The organism is Acidovorax sp. BLS4 (assembly GCF_032929295.1).
In the GTDB taxonomy this organism is placed as follows: domain Bacteria; phylum Pseudomonadota; class Gammaproteobacteria; order Burkholderiales; family Burkholderiaceae_C; genus Paracidovorax.
This window is the reverse complement of sequence record NZ_CP136797.1, coordinates 1,156,881-1,176,238: the sequence shown is the minus strand read 5'-3', so window position 1 is coordinate 1,176,238 and position 19,358 is coordinate 1,156,881. Positions and strand designations below refer to the sequence as shown.

Below are 19,358 nucleotides of genomic sequence, written 5' to 3'. Positions count from 1 at the left end.
GCATGACCCCCTCCCCTGCCACTGCCATCACCGCTGACAGCGACCGCTTCGCGCACATCTTCATCGGGGACAGCGAGATGGCACAGCTCATGCGCGCCCACGACTGGGAAGCCACCCCGCTCGGCTCGCCGGCATTCTGGCCCGAGCCGCTGAAGGTCGCGCTTCGCATCCTGCTCACCTCGCGCTTCGAGATGTGGCTTGGCTGGGGACCAGACATCGCTTTTTTCTACAACGATGCCTATCGCCCCACGCTGGGGGCCAAGCACCCGTACGCGCTCGCGCGCCCCACCGCCGAGGTCTGGGCCGAGATCTGGGACCAGGTGAAAGGCCGCATGCACGCCGTGTACGAACGGGCCGAGTCCACCTGGGACGACTCGCTGATGCTGCTGCTGGACCGCGCGGGCTACCTGGAGGAAACGTACCACACGTTTTCGTACAGCCCGCTGCACGGCGACGACGGGCAGGTCCACGGCCTGTTCTGCGCAGTGTCGGAAGACACGGGCCGCGTGCTCAACGAGCGGCGCCTGCGCCTGCTGCGCGAACTGGGCGCGGCGCTGTCGGCCGTCAACAGCCGCCGGGCCGTGCTCGACACCGCCTGCGAGCGGATGGGCCAGGCCCAGCGGGACTTGCCGTTTTCACTCGTCTATCTGTACGAACCCTCAGGTGTGGCCCGCCTGAGCTGCAATGCAGGCATCGACCAGGGCCATCGGCTGGCGCCCACTGTGCTGGCGATGAACTCCCGGGAACCCTGGCAGGTCCACCGACTGCAAGCCGGCGACGCGGCCTTCGCCGTGCCGCTGGACGCGGTGAACGACGTGCCCACCGGCGATTGGGACACGCCGGCGCGGGCGGCGTTCGTCGTGGCGCTGCCGGCACAAGGCGGCGCCCGGTCGGCGGGATTCATGGTGTGCGGGGCCAATCCGCACCGGCCCATGCACGACGGCGAGGCCATGGCGTTCGTTCAGTTGCTGGCCGGCCAGATCGCCTCGCGCCTGGCCAGTGCCGGGGTGCTGGAGGAAAGCACGGCGGAGCGCGACCGACTGCGCAGCCTGTTCCAGAAGGCGCCCGGTTTCATGTGCGTACTGCGCGGCCCGGAGCATGTGTTCGAGTTCGTCAACGACTCCTACGTGCAGTTGATCGGGCACCGCAGCGTGGAAGGCAAGACAGTGCGCGAAGGCCTGCCCGAGCTGGAAGGCCAGGGGCTGTACGAACTGCTGGACGAGGTCTACCGCACCGGGCAGCCGTACCTGGCCCAGGGCCTCAAGGTCCTCATCCAGCAAAAGCCCGGCATGCCGCTGGCCGAGCGCTACCTGGACTTCATCTACCAACCCACCACCGACGGCCAGGGCGAGGTCACCGGCGTTTTCGCCGAGGGCTACGACGTGACGGAAAAGGTGGTGGCCGAACAGGAGCTTCGCGCGCTGAACAGCCACCTGGAAGCGCGCGTGGTCGAGCGCACCCAGGAGGTCGAGAACGCGCTCGCGCGACTCACCACCGAATCGCGCGAGCGCGAAGCCGCGCAGGAGGCGCTGCGCCAGTCACAGAAGATGGAGGCCGTGGGGCAGCTCACGGGCGGGCTCGCGCACGACTTCAACAACCTGCTGGCCACGATCACAGGCAGCCTGGAACTGCTGCACCGCCGCGTGGGCCAGGGCCGCTACGACGACCTGGAGCGCTATGTGAGCGTGGGCCAGGGCGCCGCCAAGCGGGCGGCCTCGCTCACCCACCGCATGCTGGCCTTCTCGCGCCGGCAGACGCTGGACCCCAAGCCAACCGACGTGAACCGGCTCGTGAAGGGCATGGAAGAGCTGATCCGGCGCACCATCGGGCCCGAAAACGAGCTGGAGGTGGTGGGCGCCGTCGGCCTGTGGACCACGCACGTGGACCCCCACCAACTGGAAAGCGCCCTGCTCAACCTGTGCATCAACTCTCGCGACGCCATGCCCGGCGGCGGCCGGCTCACGATCGAGACGGCCAACAAGTGGATGGACGAGCGTGCCTCCCTGGACCGCGACCTGCCCCCGGGCCAGTACGTGTCGCTGTGCGTGACCGATACCGGCACCGGCATGTCGCCCGAAATCATCCACCGCGTGTTCGAGCCGTTCTTCACCACCAAGCCGATCGGCATGGGCACGGGGCTGGGGCTGTCGATGGTCTATGGATTCGCGCGGCAGTCGGGTGGCCAGGTGCGCGCCTACTCCGAGCCCGGCATGGGCACGACCATGTGCATCTACCTGCCGCGGCACGAGGCGCCGGCGCAGGACATCGACCTGCCCTCGGCGCCGTCGATCGCAGGAGGCCAGGGGTCGGGCACCGTGCTGGTGGTGGACGACGAGCCGAGCGTTCGGTCGCTGGTGGTGGAGGTGCTGCAGGAGATGGGCTACGACACCATCGAGGCACAGGACGGGGCATCGGGGCTGCTGGTACTTCAGTCCAGCACCCACCTCGACCTGCTGATCACCGACGTGGGCCTGCCCGGTGGAATGAACGGGCGGCAGATGGCCGATAGCGGCCGGATCTACCGGCCGGACCTGAAAATCCTGTTCATCACCGGCTATGCCGAAAATGCGGCCGTGGGCAACGGCCACCTGGAGCGGGGCATGCAGGTGCTCACCAAGCCCTTTACGCTGGATGCGCTTGCACGCCGCGTGCAAGGGCTCATCGCCCCGCCCTGAGGTCCCTCGCTTTGAACCATCTCACTGCCGCCGGCAGGCACGGGTTTCGCCATCGCTGCCAACGCAGCGGCGGCTTCGGGCCGGACGGACCTCGCCCGCTGCGAGCGCGCGTGTTGCAGGCACAAAACAGGCGGGTAACCTGCCTGGCGCCATGGGCAGGCCCAGCCCCTAAAATCTTGCTCCAGTCTTTTCTGGCCACCCCGATCCCCCACCCTTCTTCCGTGTCACAGCGATCTCCCCTCCCGTCCTGCACTCCGGTGCCGGAGACCGACTGCCTTTCGGCGCTGCGACAAACCACGAAGGAATCGCATGCGCAGCTGGATGCCAGCCTGCCAATCGGCAGGGCCGATGCCAGCCTGGAAGACTACCGCCACCATACCCTGGCCCTGAGCGCCTGGCTCACGGCCCTCCAGCCGCACCTGGCGGCGCTGGAGTCGCTGGTGCCCGGTTTCGACTTTGCACGCCCCGCTCGCCTGCACGCCCTGCACGCGGACTGGGTGGCGATGCGCGGCGAGCCAGCGCAAGCCGAAGACGGCTTCGGTGACGCCAGCGGCTGCACGCAGCAGATGGCTGCGCAGGCGTTTTCCGCTTTCGGGGCACCCGGCCATGCGGCGGTCTGCTGGGGCCTGGCCTATGTGGTGGAGGGCTCGCAATTGGGAGGCCAGTTCCTGTACCAGCGCCTGGCGCCCCGGCTGGCGCCGCATCCGCTGCGCTATTTGCACGGCCTGGGTGCCGGCACGGGTTTGCGCTGGAAACAATTCACCAGGCTGCTCGACACCCACGTTCAGAGCCGTTTCGATGTCCAGGCGGCCTGCGCCGGCGCACGTGCCGGCTTCGATGGCCTGCGGCACCAGTTGCAGGGCCAGGGGGTGCTCGCATGATCCAGTCATTCACACCCGGCACCACCACCACGCTGGACAACTGCGACCGCGAGCCCATCCACGTGCCCGGCAGCATCCAGAGCCATGGCACCCTGATTGCTGTGGACCGCGAAGGCGTGGTCCGCTATGTCAGCGCCAACGTGCAGGCCCTTCTGCAGTGCGGCGTGACCGTGGGCGAGCCTCTGCCCGAAAGCCCGGGCACGGTGTGCCCGCTGATTGCAGGGCTCCTTCAGGACGGCTTGCAGGCGCTGCGGGGCGAGCGGGATGTGCCCATGCCCAGCGAGTGGCAGGTCGAAGACCGCCAGTTCGACGTGGTGCTGCATGTCGGCAGCGCGATGCTGGTGGCCGAATTCGAGCTGCGCCACCAGACCCACAGCGAGCTGGCAGGCTTTGCCGTGCAGGCCCACCGCGCGATGGAAAAGCTGCGCCGGCCCCGGGCCATCGATGAGCTGCTGCAGCTGGCCACCGAAGAACTGCGGGCCCTGACCGGCTTCGACCGGGTGATGGCCTATCGCTTTCGCCATGACAGCAGCGGCGAAGTGGCCGCCGAATCGTGTGTCGATACGCTCGACCCCTACCTGGGCCGGCGCTATCCGGCCAGCGACATTCCAGCGCAGGCACGCAGGCTTTACGTGGCCAACACCCTGCGGCTGATCGCTGACGTCCGCTCGGCCGCGGTGCCCCTGCTGCAGGAGGCCGGTGCGCCCCCGCTGGACCTGAGCGGCAGCATTCTGCGCAGCGTGTCGCCAATCCACATCGAATACCTGTCCAACATGGGCGTGGGTGCGTCGATGAGCGTGTCCATCGTGATCAACGAACAGCTGTGGGGCCTGATCGCCTGCCATCACATGGGTCCTCGCCAGGTGCCCTACAGCGTGCGCATGGCCTGCGACGTGATCGCCCAGGTGCTGTCTGCCAACATCCAGAGCACGCTTTCCCGCTCCCAGGCGGACCGCCTGCAGCAGCTGGCCGGGGCCCGCACCCACCTCATCGAAGAGCTGCTGCACGCGGACGACGAATTCACCGCCCTGACCCAGCACACAGCCGAGATGGCCGCCATCTTGCAGGCCGATGCGGCGCTGGTGGCTCATGGGGCGAAGCTGACCGTGTTCGGCGAAGTATCGGAAGCGGCGGGCAGCGCCATCGTGCAATGGCTGGCCGCCGAGCCGGGCCAGGACCGGCAGCGCCTGTTCCAGACCCAGTCGCTGCCGCAGCTCGCGCCCGAACTGGCCGCCGCGACGTCGCCCTGGTGCGGCGTGCTGGGCATCCCTTTCGACCGGGACCGCAACGGCTGGTTGATCTTTCTTCGCAAGGAGCAGATCGAGACCATCCACTGGGGCGGCAAGCCGGACAAGGACATCCGCCACGGCCCCCTGGGCCCGCGGCTCACCCCGCGCGGCTCGTTCGATCTGTGGAAGGAAACCGTCCGGTCCACCGCCGAGCATTGGAGCACGCTGGAACTGGATGCCGCCCGGCAGTTGATGGACGAACTCGTGCGCGTGCAGAACGCGCGCACCGCCGAGATCAATCGCACGCGCAACCAGCTGATGGCCGTCCTGGGCCACGATCTGCGAGACCCCCTGCACTCCATCAGCATGGCCGCGCGCGTGCTCGAACAGGGCGGCACCGACGGCGGGCGGGCCGGCAGGATCGGTCAGCGCATCCAGTCCTCCAGCAGCCGCATGCAGCGGCTGGTGAGTCAGGTGATGGACATGTCGCGCCTGCAGAGCGGCCTGGGACTGGATCTGCAGCGCACGGACGTGGATCTGGTCGCCCTGCTGAACGACCTCATCGATGAGGCCCGCACGGCACACCCCGGCACCGAGATCGTGGGCACCATCCCCGCTGCGCTGAAAGCCCGTGTCGATGCCGATCGCATCGCCCAGGTGGTCGTCAACCTGATTGGCAACGCGCGGCACCATGGCCAGAGCGGGCATCCCATCGAGGTGCATGCGACCGCCACCGATGAATGGCACGAGATCGCTGTACGCAATGTCGCCGCCCCCATCCCGGAAGACATTGCCCGCAATCTTTTCAGTCCGTTCAAGGCCTCTTCGGTCGGCAACGCGCGCAATCGGTCGGGGATGGGGCTGGGGCTGTACATCGCCCACCAGATCGTCCAGGGACACGGGGGCAGCATTGGATACGAATACCGCGCACCCCATGTTGTCTTCTCGGTCCGCTTGCCCGTGCAGAGGACGGGCACAATAGAGCCCTAAGAAGAAGACTATTGGGCTTGATTGTTTGATGGTCTTTAAGAAAAACACTGTACCGTCAGCGAAGCCCTCCGCATGCCTGCAGACATTCTCATCATTGACGACAACCGCGATGCCTCTGAACTGCTGAGCGATCTGCTCGACCTGCAGGGCTACACGGTGCGCGTCGCCCACAGTGGCAACGAAGCGCTGCAGCACATGGCGCAACGCCCCGCCTCGCTGTTCCTCGTAGACCAGCAACTGCCCGACATGCTGGGCACCCAACTCGTTCCGAAATTGCGCGCGGCAGCGGCAGGCAGGCCCAGCATCGCGATCGCCATCACGGGGTTGGGCGTTTCGGACCGGGCGCAGTTGGTCGGTTTCGATCACGTATTGGCCAAACCGCTGGCCTTCGATGCGTTCGACGCCCTGATCGCAGCCTGCTCGGCCGAGCTGGACCAGCAAGGCGACGCCGAGCGCTGACGGATAGCTGACGGCCCCTTCCACCCGGGCACACGCGGCCATGCTGCGCCAAGCCAACCACCCATCGGCCGGCATGCGCGTGGCGATAATGCCTCGCTCCATGGCGAGTGCACGTGAATGTCGGGGAATGTACGGGCTTCAGGGGCTCCAGCCGTCGCCAAGCACTTCGCCTTTACCCATAAAACAGCGGCTTGGGCCCACGAGGTCGGGGCCGCCCCGAGTGTCAGAGCAATCCGTTCAGGTGTCTTGTGCCGGACTGGCAGGGATTGCGAGGACTCTTACACTCGACCGCCCGGAAACCCTCCATGCATGAATCTCCCGTCGATCCCTCCACCGTCCAACACCTGCTCGGCTATGCTCTGGCGCAGGCACGGGTAGCGGCCAACCGCGCTTTTTTCCAGGCGATCGGCGAGCCCATGCAATTGCGCACCGTCGAATTTTCCTTGTTGATGCTGCTCTTGCCGGGCGAAGGATTGTCCCAACGGCAACTCGCCCAGGCGCTGAACCTGAGCGCCCCCAACCTCACCCTGGTGGTCAGCCGGCTGCAAAGCCGGGGCCTGCTGGTGCGCGAGCGCAACCCCACCGATCGCCGGGCTCAGGCCATTCGCCTTACGGCCGAGGGCCTGTCCATTGCCCGGCAGGCGCATGCCACTTCTCTGGAGATGGAAGCGGGCCTGCGCCAGCTCTACTCGCCGGCCGAATGGGCGCTGCTGCTGGAGTTGCTCCAGCGCGTCAGCCCCGGCGCATTGTCAGCCAATGAAGAGCAGGCCCGGACCGTCCAGCGACAAGCACCGCGGGCCCCCATCGGCCACCAGCGCAATAATATCAACGGCATGTAGCTATCAATTAGATAGCAAATATCCAGACGACCACAGCCAGCGCAAAGCAGCCTCACGCAAGGTCGGGCTCTGCGTGCCGGCAGCCCCGGCGCGTGAACGCTGGTGCGACACGTGGCGCCAGCGCCACTGCCCGCTGCAGCGGGCGTAATGCCTGTGCTTAACCGCACCGGCACCAGCGCTGCGCGCTCTGGCAAGCCCCCAATCACGTAGGCAAGTGCCTACACGGGCAGGTAGGAACTTCCTGCAACCTCTTGTTGCATCGCAACAGAAGATGCGTCCAGGACCACCTGCATGCACCCCGACTCTCTCCATGACCCGGCCTCCGGAGCCCTCTGCCTTCCAGGCAAAGCTTCGAGCCAGGTTTCGTCGCGCGTGAAAAGGGATGCAAGAGGAGGATGGCCCGGATCGATCCGCAGGGCGCAGGCGCTTGCAGTCATCGAACTGCCAGGCGCCCCCGCGTTCCGATGTCGGTCGCCGCAGCCCAACCTGATTGTCTCCACCTCACCTTTCCACGTCTGATCCATCTGGGAGTTCCCACCATGTCACGCACCAAAAATGTCCTCGCCATCGTCATGGCCGGCGGTGAAGGCTCCCGCCTTCACCCACTAACAGCAGAGCGCTGCAAGCCCGCCGTGCCGTTCAACGGCAAGCACCGCATCGTGGACTTCGTCCTGTCCAACCTGGTGAATTCGGAGATCTTTTCCATCTACCTGCTTGTGCAGTACAAGTCGCAGTCGCTCATCGAGCACATCCGCCAGTCGTGGACCATGGCCCGCTTCATTCCAGAGCATTTCGTGACGGTGGTGCCGCCCCAGATGCGCAATGGTCCCGAGTGGTTTCAAGGCACGGCCGATTCGGTCTATCAGAACATCCACCTGATCGAGAGCTTCCGGCCCGACATCGTCGCGGTGTTCGGAGCAGATCACATCTACCGCATGGACGTGCGCCAGATGATCGACTTCCACGTAGCCAACAACGCCGATGTCAGTGTGGCCACATTGCCGGTCAAACTGTCGCAGTGCGACCAGTTCGGCATCGTGGAAACAGACGAGAGCCACCGCATCACGCAGTTCGTCGAAAAGCCGAAATCCACGCACCCCATGCCCGGCAGTTCGACCCATGCCCTGGCTTCCATGGGCAACTATCTCTTCAATGCGGACGTGCTGCTCGACGCACTCAAGAAAGCGCACGAGACAGGCCACAGCGATTTCGGCAAGCACATCCTGCCGACCATGCTGGAGTCGCACCGCCTGATGGCCTATGACTTCGACACCAACACCATCCCCGGGACCGAGCCTTACGAAGAGCATGGCTACTGGCGCGACGTCGGCACCATTGATTCGTACTTCGATGCCCACTTCGATACGCTGGGCGCGACGCCGCGCTTTCGCATGACCAACCGCCAGTGGCCGATCTACGCCAGCCCCGACCAGGCGGAATCCGCCCAGATCGAAAATGGTGTGATCCACCGCTCGGTGGTGGGTTCGGGCAGCATCGTGGACGGCGCCTCCCTCGACCATGCCATGCTGCGTCGCTCGGTTGTCGTCGAGCGCGATGCACGGCTGGAGCATTGCATCGTGATGGAGCGCACTCGCATCGGCCGCGGCGCCCAGATCCGGCGGGCCATCATCGACCAGGACAACGACGTGCCCGCCCATGAGCGCATTGGCTTCAATCTGGAAGAAGACCGCAAGCGCTTTCATGTCACCGAAAGCGGGATCGTCGTGGTCCCCCGGAAGTTCTTCACCGCGCAGCAGGATTCCGGCACCAACACCCCCAGCATCGGCCGTGCCCGGCCACCGGCCCCCATCACCACCGAAAGCGACCGCAAAGTAGCCGCATGAAACCCGAACTGATGAATACGCCTTCCGCTCCCGTCGCATCCCGACACAAGAAAGTCCGGTACACCGTCGAGCCAGGCCGCCACTGGCCGCAGGGCGCCACAGCGAGCCGGCACGGCGTGAACTTCGCCGTCTATGCGCCGTCGGCGGAGAAAGTGGAGATTTGCCTGTTTTCGGACGACGATCAGGAAACAGCGCGCATCACGCTTCCCTGCCTGAGCCGGGACACGTGGCACGGACTGGTGAAGGGGCTGAAGGTCGGCCAGAGGTACGGGTTGCGGGTGCATGGCCCCTACGAGCCCGGCAACGGGCATCGCTTCAACCCTGCGAAACTGTTGCTGGACCCCTACGCGCTGGCTCTTGATCGGCCAGTTCTCGGTCATGCGGAACAGTTCGGCTACGAACTGGACCAGGAAGAAGAAGACCTTCAGCCCAGTACGGTGGACAACGGTGCTGTGGCGCCCAAATGCCGTGTCGTCAAATCGCGCTTCGACTGGGGCGACGACGCTCCGCCCCGTGTACCCGCCAAAGACACGGTTTTCTACGAAGTGCATGTGAAGGGCTTCACTCAGACCATGCCCGGCGTTCCCGAGCCTCTGCGAGGCACGTATGCCGGCCTGGCCAGCGACGCCGCGATTGCCCATCTGCGCGATCTAGGAATCACCAGCGTTGAGCTTTTGCCCGTGCAAGCATTTCTGGACGACAAGCGGCTGGTGGACAACGACCTCACCAACTACTGGGGCTACAACACTGTTGCGTTCTTCGCGCCAGAGCCACGCTATAGCGCTTCCAAGGCAGACGGTGGAGTCGATGAATTCAAGGCCATGGTGAAGGCGTTGCACGCCGCAGGGCTGGAGGTGATTTTGGACGTGGTCTACAACCACACGGGAGAAGGCAATCACCTGGGGCCCACGATCAGTTTCAAGGGCATCGACAACGCAGCCTATTACCGGCTGTCTCCGGAAGATGCCCGCTACTACGTGGACTACACCGGCACTGGCAACACGGTGGATACGAGCAGCCCGGCCGCGTTGCGCCTGGTGCTGGACAGCCTGCGCTACTGGGTGACGGAAATGCACGTGGACGGTTTCCGCTTCGATCTGGCCTGTGCACTGGGCCGTGACCCTTCGGGCGCCTTCACGCACCGTGCGGCTTTTTTCGCTGCCGTTGCGCAAGATCCGGTGCTGTCGAACGTCAAGCTCATCGCAGAGCCGTGGGACCTCGGCCCCGACGGCTACCAGGTCGGCGGATTCCCGGTGGGATGGATGGAATGGAACGGTCGCTACCGCGACGCGGTGCGCGACTACTGGCGCAACGCCGATAGCAGCCTGCCGTCATTCGCCGCCTGCCTGTGTGGCAGCGCGGACATGCTCGCCGCGCGCAAGCGCCCGCCGGTGGACAGCGTGAACATTGTGACCGTGCATGACGGCTTCAGCCTGGCCGATCTGGTGAGCTACAACGAGAAGCACAACGACGCGAACAAGGAAGACAACCGAGACGGTGAAAACCACAACCGCAGCTGGAATTGCGGCGCCGAAGGTCCTTCGGACGACCCTGCGGTCCAGGTGCTGCGCGAGCGCCAGATGCGCAACTTCATCGCCACCCTCTTCGTCTCGCACGGCACGCCCCTGCTGCTGGGCGGCGACGAAATGGCCCGGACCCAGCACGGCAACAACAACGGCTACTGCCAGGACAGCTCACTGTCCTGGTACGACTGGAATCAGGCCACGAGCGAGGCGGAGCTGATGGGGTTCACCCGGTCCCTGCTGGCGCTACGGCATGCATTGCCCGTGTTGCGTCCCGCCGTGCACCCAGCCGGCACCACTGGACACCCTGCCTGCGTGGCACTCAACTGGCACAGCGTCTGGGGCTTGGCAATGACCCAGGAGGAATGGGAAGACCCCCAGGTGCGCTGCGTAGCAGCGCTGATGGAGGGCCACGGCGACAGCGAGTCGGTCATGTTGCTGTTCAATGCGACCCCTGCGGATGCGGTCTTCACCCTGCCTCAGGACGAGCATGGCCGCGTGTGGACCGTGCGAGTGGACACCCGCACAGCAGCCGTGCCACCAGCCGACGCGGCAGACATCCCTGCAGGTGGGCAGTGGACGCTGCAGCCGCATTCCATGGCCGTTCTGACAACACCCTCACGCGCCGACCTGTCATGAAGTACCGGCATGACATGCCGTTTGGCGCCCGGCTCACAGCCGACGGCGGCGCCGGATTCAGCCTGTGGGCGCCAAACGCCCGCGAAGTGGTTTTGCACCATGGCACGGCGCCAGCATTGCCCATGGTGCCGCTCCCGGCGCAGTCCCGCCCGAATGGCTGGTGGCACGTGGAGTTGCAAACAGCCTCTCGCGCCACCCGCTATCAGTGGCAGGTGGACGGTGGCCCCCTGATGCCAGACCCGGCTTCGCGCAGCAATCCCCACGGCCCGCATGGCGCCAGCGAGATCACCGATGCCAAGGACTTCGACTGGCAGGTGGACTGGCAAGGGCGGCCGTGGAGCGAGGTGGTCCTGTATGAACTGCATGTGGGCACGTTCACGCCCGAAGGCACCCTGCAAGCCGCGTTGCAGCAGTTGCCACGGCTGAAAGACCTGGGCATCACCACTGTGGAATTGATGCCCCTGGCATGCTTCGGGGGCCAGTTCGGCTGGGGGTATGACGGCGTGCTGCCCTTCGCTCCGCACCCTGACTACGGAACCCCCGACGATCTCAAGCGTTTCATCGACGGAGCGCATGCGCTGGGCCTCATGGTGATACTCGACGTGGTGTACAACCACTTCGGCCCGGATGGAAACTATCTCGGCCTCTACGCACCGCAGTTCTTTTCTGAAAAGCACACCAGCCCTTGGGGTGCCGCCATCAACTTCGACGGCGCCCAGAGCGGGCCCGTGCGTGAATTCTTCATTCACAACGCGATGTACTGGATCGATGAGTTCCGGTTCGATGGCCTCCGCCTGGACGCGGTGCACGCCATCATCGACGACAGCGAACCCGGCTTTCTCGCCGAACTGTCTCAGCGCGTGCGAACTGCTTGCCCGGGCCGGCATGTGCACCTCGTCCTTGAAAACGAGAAGAACCAGCCGGAGCATCTGGCACCCAGCCCCAAGCCCTCCCGCTATGACGCGCAATGGAACGACGATTTCCACCACGCGCTGCATGTGCTGCTGACTGGCGAAACACAGGGCTATTACGGGGACTATGGCAATGAGCCGGTGGCCCTGTTGGCGCGCGCGTTGACGAGCGGCTACGTCTTTGCCCACAGCGACCGCGACGGACAGGGCCGCAGGAAACAGGTGGCGGCTGCGGCGCCCGAGCCCCTTTCCACCATGGTCCAGTTCTTCGGCAACCACGATCAGGTCGGCAACCGCGCGTTCGGGGAAAGGCTGGCGCAATTGGTTCCAGCGCCCGCTGCCGAATTGGCCATGCTGCTGACTTTGCTGGGTCCGGCGACGCCGCTGATCTTCATGGGCGATGAATTCGGCGCCCAGACACCGTTTCTCTACTTTGCCGATTGGGAAGGGGAACTGCGCGATGCCGTGCGCCAGGGCCGCTTGCGCGAATTCGGCCATGAAGTCCCGCCAGGCGGGACGCTTCCCGATCCTTGCGATGCGGTCACCTTCGCCCACAGCCGTCTCGACTGGCAGCAAGCCGACAACCCGCAAGGCCAGGCGCGGCAGGCGCTGTTGCGCGAAGCGCTTGCAGCGCGCAGACAGTGGCTCAATCCGCGCCAGCACCGCTTGGTACCACGAGGCCACACGGCCAAGATGGTGGGCGCCCGCGGCCTGAGGGTGCGGTGGCATTACGACGACGGCGCGCAATGGCAGATGGACATCAACCTGAGCGACATGCCCGTCGAGGCGCCGGCATCTGACGGCTCGCAGGGAATCCCGCGGTTTTCACACCGCTGGAGCAATGACACGACCCAATGGGCACCTTGGTCCGCCCGTTGGTGTTTTCTGGAGCCCAACGCATGACGGACCCTACCCCCGGCGAAGCACTGCGCCATCGCGCCCACTTGGCTGGCATTGCACTGAACTACACCAGCTTCTGGGGTGAGCACCGCGACGTGCCCGTCTCCGTCATCGAGCGGGCCCTGGCCGCCATGGGAAGCCACGCGGATACCAGCGCCGTGCCCTCCCCCGTGCTGGTATCGGAGGGCGGCGCAGCCACCGTACCGCTTCTCAACGAAGGGCCCTGGCGCCTGTTCACCGCAGAGACGGCAGAACGCATGCTGGTGTGCGAGGGCGTAGGCACCGTCGCCGAAATTCCCGCTTCGCTGGCGGTGGGCTACTACGCCCTCCATTCCCCAGGGGCATCGGCCGAACGGCTGGTCATCGTGGCGCCCGAACATTGCTGGTCCCCTGAACCCCTGCGGCAAGGCGAGCGCTGGTGGGGCTTGAGCGCCCAGTTGTACGCCCTGCGCTCAGAGCGAAACTGGGGCATCGGCGATTTCACCGATCTGGCAGACCTCGTGTCCATTGCTGCCGGACAAGGCGCGGCTTTCGTCGGATTGAGCCCTTTACATGCCTTGCGGGCGGACCAGCCAGAGGCTGCAAGCCCCTATAGCCCTTCCAGCCGGTTGGCGTTGAATACGCTCTTCATCGATGTGGCGGCGGTACCTGAATTCGTGCACAGCCCAGCCGCGCAGACGCTGTTCTCGGACGCCGCTTTCCAGCAGCGGCTGGGTGCGCTGCGGGCTTCGAGCGAAGTGCGCTATGCCGAAGTTGCGGCCGCCAAGCAGGAAGTGCTGGGACTGTTGTGGGACGAGTTCCGGCGCAACGAATGGAACACCGATTCACCGCGTGCGACGGTTTTCCGCGAGTTCATGCAGGGCCAAGCCGACACCCTCGGGCAACACGCACTGTACGAGGCCATCCAGTGCCATCTGCACGCTGTGGATCCCAGTATTTGGGGTTGGCCTGCATGGCCGGAAGCGATGCGCGACCCCCAGGGTGCTGAGGTGAAAGCCTTTGCACAGGACCATGCGGATCAGGTGCAATACCGCTTCTGGCTGCAGTGGCTGGCCCACGCCCAACTAGACCGGGTAAGCCAGCGGGCCCGGTCGCTGATGCCGCTGGGCCTGTATTGCGACTTGGCGGTCGGAGCGAACGACGGGGGCTCGGAAACCTGGACCGGCCAGGGCCTGTACGCACGTGGCATGAACGTGGGCGCTCCGCCGGACCCGCTCAACCACCAGGGACAGGATTGGGGCCTTCCTCCGATGAATCCCTGTGCGCTGGCGGCGGCGCATTTCCTGCCCATGCGCCGATTGCTGGCCAGCGTGATGCGCCCGGCCGGCGCCTTGCGGATGGACCATGTCATGGCGCTCATGCGCCTGTTCTGGACCAGTGCCGACGGCGGCGCTTACGTTTACTACCCTCTGGACGCCTTGCTGGCCATCATGTCCATCGAAAGCCATCGCCACCAATGCCTGGTGATCGGCGAAGACCTGGGCAATGTCGCGCCGCAGATGCGGGAGGCGATGGCGCACAGAACGCTGCTGTCCTATCGGCCATTGATTTTCGAACGCGCCGACGGCGGCGCGTTTCGCACGCCGGCCCATTGGCCTCACCAGGCCCTGGCGGTGGTCAGCACGCATGATTTGCCCACACTGCGCGGGTACTGGGCGGCCGAAGATATCGAGGTGCAGTCGCGCCTGGGCTGGCTGTCCGCACCAGACGCGCATGCCCGCGCCTTGATGGAGCGCGCCCAGGACCGCGTGAGGTTGCTCATCGCGCTCAACGAGGAAGGGCTGCTTCCGAGCGGTGCCACTGCGGACCCGCAATCGGTGCCCGAAGCCAACGCGGACTTCGTGGCCGCAGTGCATCGCTATCTCGCCAGAACACCCTGCTGGCTGGCAGCAGTGCAACTGGAAGATGTGACAGGCCAGTTGGAGCAGGTCAATGTACCAGGCTCCACCGAGGCCATGCAGCCCAACTGGCGCCGCCGCCTGATCGTACCGCTGGAAAAGCTGGCGACCCATCCCTGCTTTTCGGCCATTGCGGCCGCCATGCGCGCCGAGCGCGGCGGCGCGGCCCTGCCCTTCAGCGAGGCGTTGCCAGCGCTAGATACCGCGGATATTCCCTTGGCGACGTACCGGGTGCAGTTCCACGAAGGCAATACCTTCGAGCAGGTCACCCGGGCCGTCCCCTATTTCCATGCATTGGGGATCAGCCATCTCTACAGCTCGCCGTATCTGAAGGCCGCGCCGGGCAGCACGCACGGTTACAACGTGGTGGACCCGACACGTCTGAATCCCGAGGTCGGATCGGAGGCGACGCACACCGCCTTGTGCGAGGCGCTGCAAGCGCACGGACTCAGCCAGGTGCTCGACATCGTGCCCAACCACATGGGGGTGCTGGACTCCAACAACCCCTGGTGGCAGGACGTGCTCGAGCATGGTCGGGCCTCCGCCCATGCAGCCACCTTCGACATCGAATGGGAGCCGACCGCACCAGAAATGCACGGGCGGGTGCTTCTGCCCATGCTGGGTGGTCATTACGGGCGCGTTCTCGAATCCGGCGAACTCCAGGTGGCATTCGACCCTCAAGGCGGGCGGTTCAGCATCCGCTATTGGGACCACGAACTTCCCATCGACCCACAGCATTACGCACGCATTTTTGCAGCCGTGCCGGCCCCTGTTTCCGGCGGCGAACGCGATGGCGACAGTCTGGCGCAGATGCAATCGTTGGTGGACGCATTCGGCAACCTGCCCTCGCGCAATACCAGTGACGAGAACGAACGCGCCATGCGCCAACGGGATGCGCCGCTGCACCAGCGGCGGCTTGCGGAGCTGGCCGGCGAGCACCCCTGGGTGCGCCAATGGATCGAAGCGCTTCTGACACAGTGGAACGGCCAGAAGGACAGCCCAGAAAGCTTCAACGCGCTGGACCAATTGCTGCGCGATCAGGCTTACCGCCTGGCAGACTGGCGTGTGGCAGGGGACGACATCAACTACCGCCGATTCTTCGACGTCAACTCCCTGGCCGCCGTTCGCATGGAAGACCCAGCCGTTTTCGAAGCGACCCACACCTGCATCTTCCGCTGGCTGGCCGAGGGAAAGATCTCCGGATTGCGCATCGACCATCCGGATGGATTGGCCGATCCTGCCCAGTACTTCGACCGACTGCAAAAGCGCTATGCGTCGCTGGCACACGCTGCGGGACGGGAGCCCCGTGCGCTATACCTCATCGTGGAGAAGATTCTTGCCGACCATGAGCCCCTGCCGCAGGATTGGCCTGTGCACGGAGCCACCGGATACCGGTTCAGCAGCCTGGTCAACGGTCTTTTCGTCGAGCCGGCCTCTCAAGCGGCTTTCGACGATGCGTATTCCGCCTTCACCGGCGATCGCAAGGAATTCGAAGAGGCGGTGCACGAGTGCAAGAAGCACATCATCGAAACCTCGCTGTTCAGTGACCTGGGGTGGCTGGCCGACACGCTCTACCGCATCAGCCGCACCGATCGCAAGACCTGCGATTTCACGCGCAACCAGTTGCGCATCGCGCTGACGGAGGTGGCGGCCGTCTTCCCCGTCTACCGCACCTACATCGCGCCTGATGGCTCGGGACTGTCCGACACGGATCGGCAGCACATCGAATGGGCCATTGCGGCGGCACGTCGCCGCATGGGCACGGCCGAAGGGGGCGTGCTGGCATACCTGCAAGGCGTTTTTGTCGGCACGGAAGGCCAGCACCTGCCCGAGTTGCGGGGCGCGTTCCTGCGCCGTTGGCAACAGTTCACGGCGCCGGTGATGGCCAAGTCCGTGGAGGACACCGCGTTCTACCGCTATGTGCGCCTGGTGTCGCTGAACGATGTCGGCTCGGAGCCGCGGCGTTTCGGATTGTCCGGTGCCGCATTCCATCAGGCCAATCTGCAACGGTCGCGGCGGTTACCGCACGGGCTGCTGGCGACGTCCACGCATGACAGCAAACGTTCGGAAGATCTGCGCGCGCGCCTGAATGTGCTGTCCGAGATTCCGGCCCTGTGGGAAGACACGGCCATTCAGCTGCGCGAACTCGGAACCCGTTTCACGACCGAGATCGATGGCACGGTGGTTCCCAGCCCTCATGATCTCTGGGCACTCTATCAGGCCCTGGTCGGCATCTGGCCGGCAGAAGGCGCCGATGTGAATGAGCGGATCGGCTTGCGGGACCGCGCCAAGCAGTACATGGTGAAAGCCATGCGCGAAGCCAAGCAGGCGACCAACTGGCTATTTCCCAACGAGGCCTATGAGGCGGCCGTTGACCGATATATCGACGGCGTGCTGTCCACGGATCGCTTCGTGCGAGAACTGGAGAAATTCGTCCAGTCCGTCGCCCCCTACGGATTTCGCAACAGCCTGTGCCAGCTCGCGCTGAAGCTGACTGTCCCGGGCGTGCCCGACATCTACCAAGGCTGCGAGCAATGGAACTTCAGCCTCGTCGACCCTGACAACCGCAGGCCCGTCGATTTCACCGAACTGGAACGTTCCCTGCAAACGGTACGCTCGCACTACGCTTTTGGCTATCCCTCGGTCCAGGCCTGGCAGGAGATGCTCGGCGCATCCCCGGCACCGCTGGTCAAGCAGCTGGTCACATGGCGGCTGCTTCAGCTGCGGCAGAAAATGCCGGAACTGTTCCTGAACGCCACCTACCTTCCTCTGACCGTGGAAGGCCAGAGCGCCGAACATGCCGTCGCGTTTGCCCGCATTCGGGAAGGCAAAGCCATTGTGGTTGTCTGCTCGCGGTTGCTGTACGGGCTGACCGCGATGGGTTGGCGCGGCACCCGCGTCACGGTTGCCGCGGTACACCCTGCCCTGGACAAAATTCTGAGGTGGAAGAACTGGATGACGGGAGCGGCACTGACAGCAGACAAAGATGGAGGCCTGGAGCTGGACATCGTGATGGGCGAGCTGCGACCAGAGGGTGGTACCTTGCCATTCGTGGTGTTGGTGCCCGAGGACGTCGAATGAAAGTCCTCTTTGTCACGCCTGAATGCGCCCCACTGGTCAAAACCGGTGGGCTGGGCGATGTCAGTGCCGCCCTGCCCCGTGCATTGGCAGCCATGGGGCACGATGTTGCCTTGCTCATGCCGGCCTACGGCGATATGGCCATCACCGGCCAGATCGTGGGTTTGTCTGCCATTGCGCCACGGGGTGCCTGGCCTGCAGCGCAGTTGCTCCAACTGCGCCAGGAAGACGGTTTCATCCTTTACCTGCTTTCTTGCCCCCAACTCTATGCACGCGCGGGCACGCCCTACGGCGCACCCTCCGGCACGGATCACGATGACAATGCGCTGCGCTTCGGCCTGCTCAGCCAGGTCGCGGCAATGATGGGCACACAGGCAACGCCCTGCGGATGGCAGGCCGACATCGTGCATGCCAACGATTGGCCCACCGGACTGGCCCCGTTCTATCTGGCGCAAGCGCGCGCTGTGCGCGACGGCGCCCCAGTGGCACGCAGCGTCATCACCGTGCACAACCTGGCATTTCAAGGCGTCTTTCCAATGCACGCCTGCGATGCCCTGGAGATCCCGCCGGAGCACCGGGGCATCGCGGGTGTCGAGTTCTGGGGTGGAATGTCGATGCTCAAAGCAGGCTTGAACTTTGCCGACGCCATCACCACCGTCAGCCCCACGTACGCACGCGAAATCCAGGGCCCTGAGCTTGGATTTGGTCTGGATGGGGTCTTGCGGGAGCGTTCCAATGTGTTGTACGGCATTCTCAATGGCGTCGACACAAACATATGGAACCCAGCAAGCGATCCTCTCATCGCTGCGCCTTACAGCCTGGAAAGCCCATCGGGCAAGGCGCTGAACAAAATAGCGTTGCGCCAACGCTGTGGGCTGGATGCTGCGGAAAACCGCATGCTGTTCGGCTTGGTCGGACGACTCACCCAGCAAAAGGGCGTCGATCTGGTAGTAGAAGGCGCGGAGCGTCTGGTAAAGCAAGGTGCACAACTTGTCGTGCTGGGCAATGGCGATACAGCGATCCAGGCTCGCTTCACTCAAATGGCAGCCCGCTATCCGGAGCACATCAGCGTCACCCTGGGCTTTGACGAATCGCTGGCCCATCAAATCGAGGCCGGCGCGGACTGCTTCCTCATGCCTTCTCGGTTTGAGCCATGCGGACTGAACCAGATGTACAGCCAGATCTACGGAACCCCACCCATCGTCACGCATACGGGTGGACTGGCGGACTCCGTCGTGGATGCGGATTCATCCCCGTCGGGAGGCACCGGATTCATCATGCAGCTAGCAACCCAGGAAATGTTTGACGAAGCGGTACAGCGGGCCATCGCGGCATGGCAATCACCCGTCACCTGGGAGTCGCTTCAACGCGCCGGAATGCGGCAAACCTTCGGCTGGGACGCATCGGCCAAAGCCTATTCCGACCTGTACGGTGAATTGCTTGAGTCCTGAGCGCAATGCCGAGACCATCGTTCTGTTCTGTCCTACAAAAA

The 19,358-nt window shown here is 64.8% G+C and carries 10 protein-coding genes; all 10 read left to right on the top strand.

Translation table 11 applies throughout. The annotated features are described in order from the left end of the window. Positions 1–2 precede the first annotated feature (2 nt). The 10 genes from R1Z03_RS05440 (at position 3) to glgA (ending at position 19,317) form a co-directional block, all read left to right on the top strand. The gene (locus R1Z03_RS05440) at positions 3–2,675 is read left to right on the top strand and encodes an ATP-binding protein (protein WP_317357525.1); all 2,673 of its coding nucleotides are present in this window, start codon (positions 3–5) and stop codon (positions 2,673–2,675) included. Positions 2,676–2,932: 257 nt separating this feature from the next. Further along, positions 2,933–3,556: a biliverdin-producing heme oxygenase gene (locus tag R1Z03_RS05435; RefSeq protein ID WP_317357522.1), complete on the top strand. Its 624-nt coding sequence runs from the start codon at positions 2,933–2,935 to the stop codon at positions 3,554–3,556. Continuing rightward, positions 3,553–5,775, top strand: a complete 2,223-nt coding sequence (locus R1Z03_RS05430) for an ATP-binding protein (protein WP_317357519.1) — start codon at positions 3,553–3,555, stop codon at positions 5,773–5,775. Before R1Z03_RS05435 ends, R1Z03_RS05430 begins: the two co-directional genes overlap by 4 nt. Positions 5,776–5,847: 72 nt before the next feature. Then, positions 5,848–6,234 carry a response regulator gene (locus R1Z03_RS05425; protein WP_317357516.1) on the top strand — a complete coding sequence of 129 codons (387 nt, stop codon included), beginning with the start codon at positions 5,848–5,850 and terminating at the stop codon, positions 6,232–6,234. Positions 6,235–6,539: 305 nt separating this feature from the next. Continuing rightward, positions 6,540–7,073, top strand: coding sequence for a MarR family transcriptional regulator (locus R1Z03_RS05420; RefSeq protein ID WP_317357513.1), 534 nt, complete (start codon positions 6,540–6,542; stop codon positions 7,071–7,073). A gap of 539 nt (positions 7,074–7,612) precedes the next feature. Beyond that, positions 7,613–8,917, top strand: a complete 1,305-nt coding sequence (gene glgC / locus R1Z03_RS05415) for a glucose-1-phosphate adenylyltransferase (protein ID WP_284428724.1) — start codon at positions 7,613–7,615, stop codon at positions 8,915–8,917. Then, positions 8,914–11,079, top strand: coding sequence for a glycogen debranching protein GlgX (gene glgX, locus R1Z03_RS05410; protein WP_317357509.1), 2,166 nt, complete (start codon positions 8,914–8,916; stop codon positions 11,077–11,079). The genes glgC and glgX overlap by 4 nt, the downstream gene beginning before the upstream one ends. Next, positions 11,016–12,893 (top strand): malto-oligosyltrehalose trehalohydrolase, encoded by a 1,878-nt coding sequence (gene treZ / locus R1Z03_RS05405; protein ID WP_317357507.1) that lies wholly within the window; start codon positions 11,016–11,018, stop codon positions 12,891–12,893. The genes glgX and treZ overlap by 64 nt, the downstream gene beginning before the upstream one ends. Further along, positions 12,890–17,869: a malto-oligosyltrehalose synthase gene (locus R1Z03_RS05400; protein ID WP_317357505.1), complete on the top strand. Its 4,980-nt coding sequence runs from the start codon at positions 12,890–12,892 to the stop codon at positions 17,867–17,869. The genes treZ and R1Z03_RS05400 overlap by 4 nt, the downstream gene beginning before the upstream one ends. After that, positions 17,866–19,317 (top strand): glycogen synthase GlgA, encoded by a 1,452-nt coding sequence (glgA, locus tag R1Z03_RS05395; protein WP_317357503.1) that lies wholly within the window; start codon positions 17,866–17,868, stop codon positions 19,315–19,317. The genes R1Z03_RS05400 and glgA overlap by 4 nt, the downstream gene beginning before the upstream one ends. The last annotated feature ends 41 nt before the right edge of the window (positions 19,318–19,358 follow it).

Bases quoted from the DNA above. Each gene is read 5' to 3' on its own strand.
- R1Z03_RS05440 (WP_317357525.1), top strand. From the start codon at position 3: ATGACCCCCTCCCCTGCCACTGCCATCACCGCTGACAGCGACCGCTTC.
- R1Z03_RS05430 (WP_317357519.1), top strand. From the start codon at position 3,553: ATGATCCAGTCATTCACACCCGGCACCACCACCACGCTGGACAACTGC.
- R1Z03_RS05425 (WP_317357516.1), top strand. From the start codon at position 5,848: ATGCCTGCAGACATTCTCATCATTGACGACAACCGCGATGCCTCTGAA.
- R1Z03_RS05420 (WP_317357513.1), top strand. From the start codon at position 6,540: ATGCATGAATCTCCCGTCGATCCCTCCACCGTCCAACACCTGCTCGGC.
- glgC (WP_284428724.1), top strand. From the start codon at position 7,613: ATGTCACGCACCAAAAATGTCCTCGCCATCGTCATGGCCGGCGGTGAA.
- glgX (WP_317357509.1), top strand. From the start codon at position 8,914: ATGAAACCCGAACTGATGAATACGCCTTCCGCTCCCGTCGCATCCCGA.
- R1Z03_RS05400 (WP_317357505.1), top strand. From the start codon at position 12,890: ATGACGGACCCTACCCCCGGCGAAGCACTGCGCCATCGCGCCCACTTG.
- glgA (WP_317357503.1), top strand. From the start codon at position 17,866: ATGAAAGTCCTCTTTGTCACGCCTGAATGCGCCCCACTGGTCAAAACC.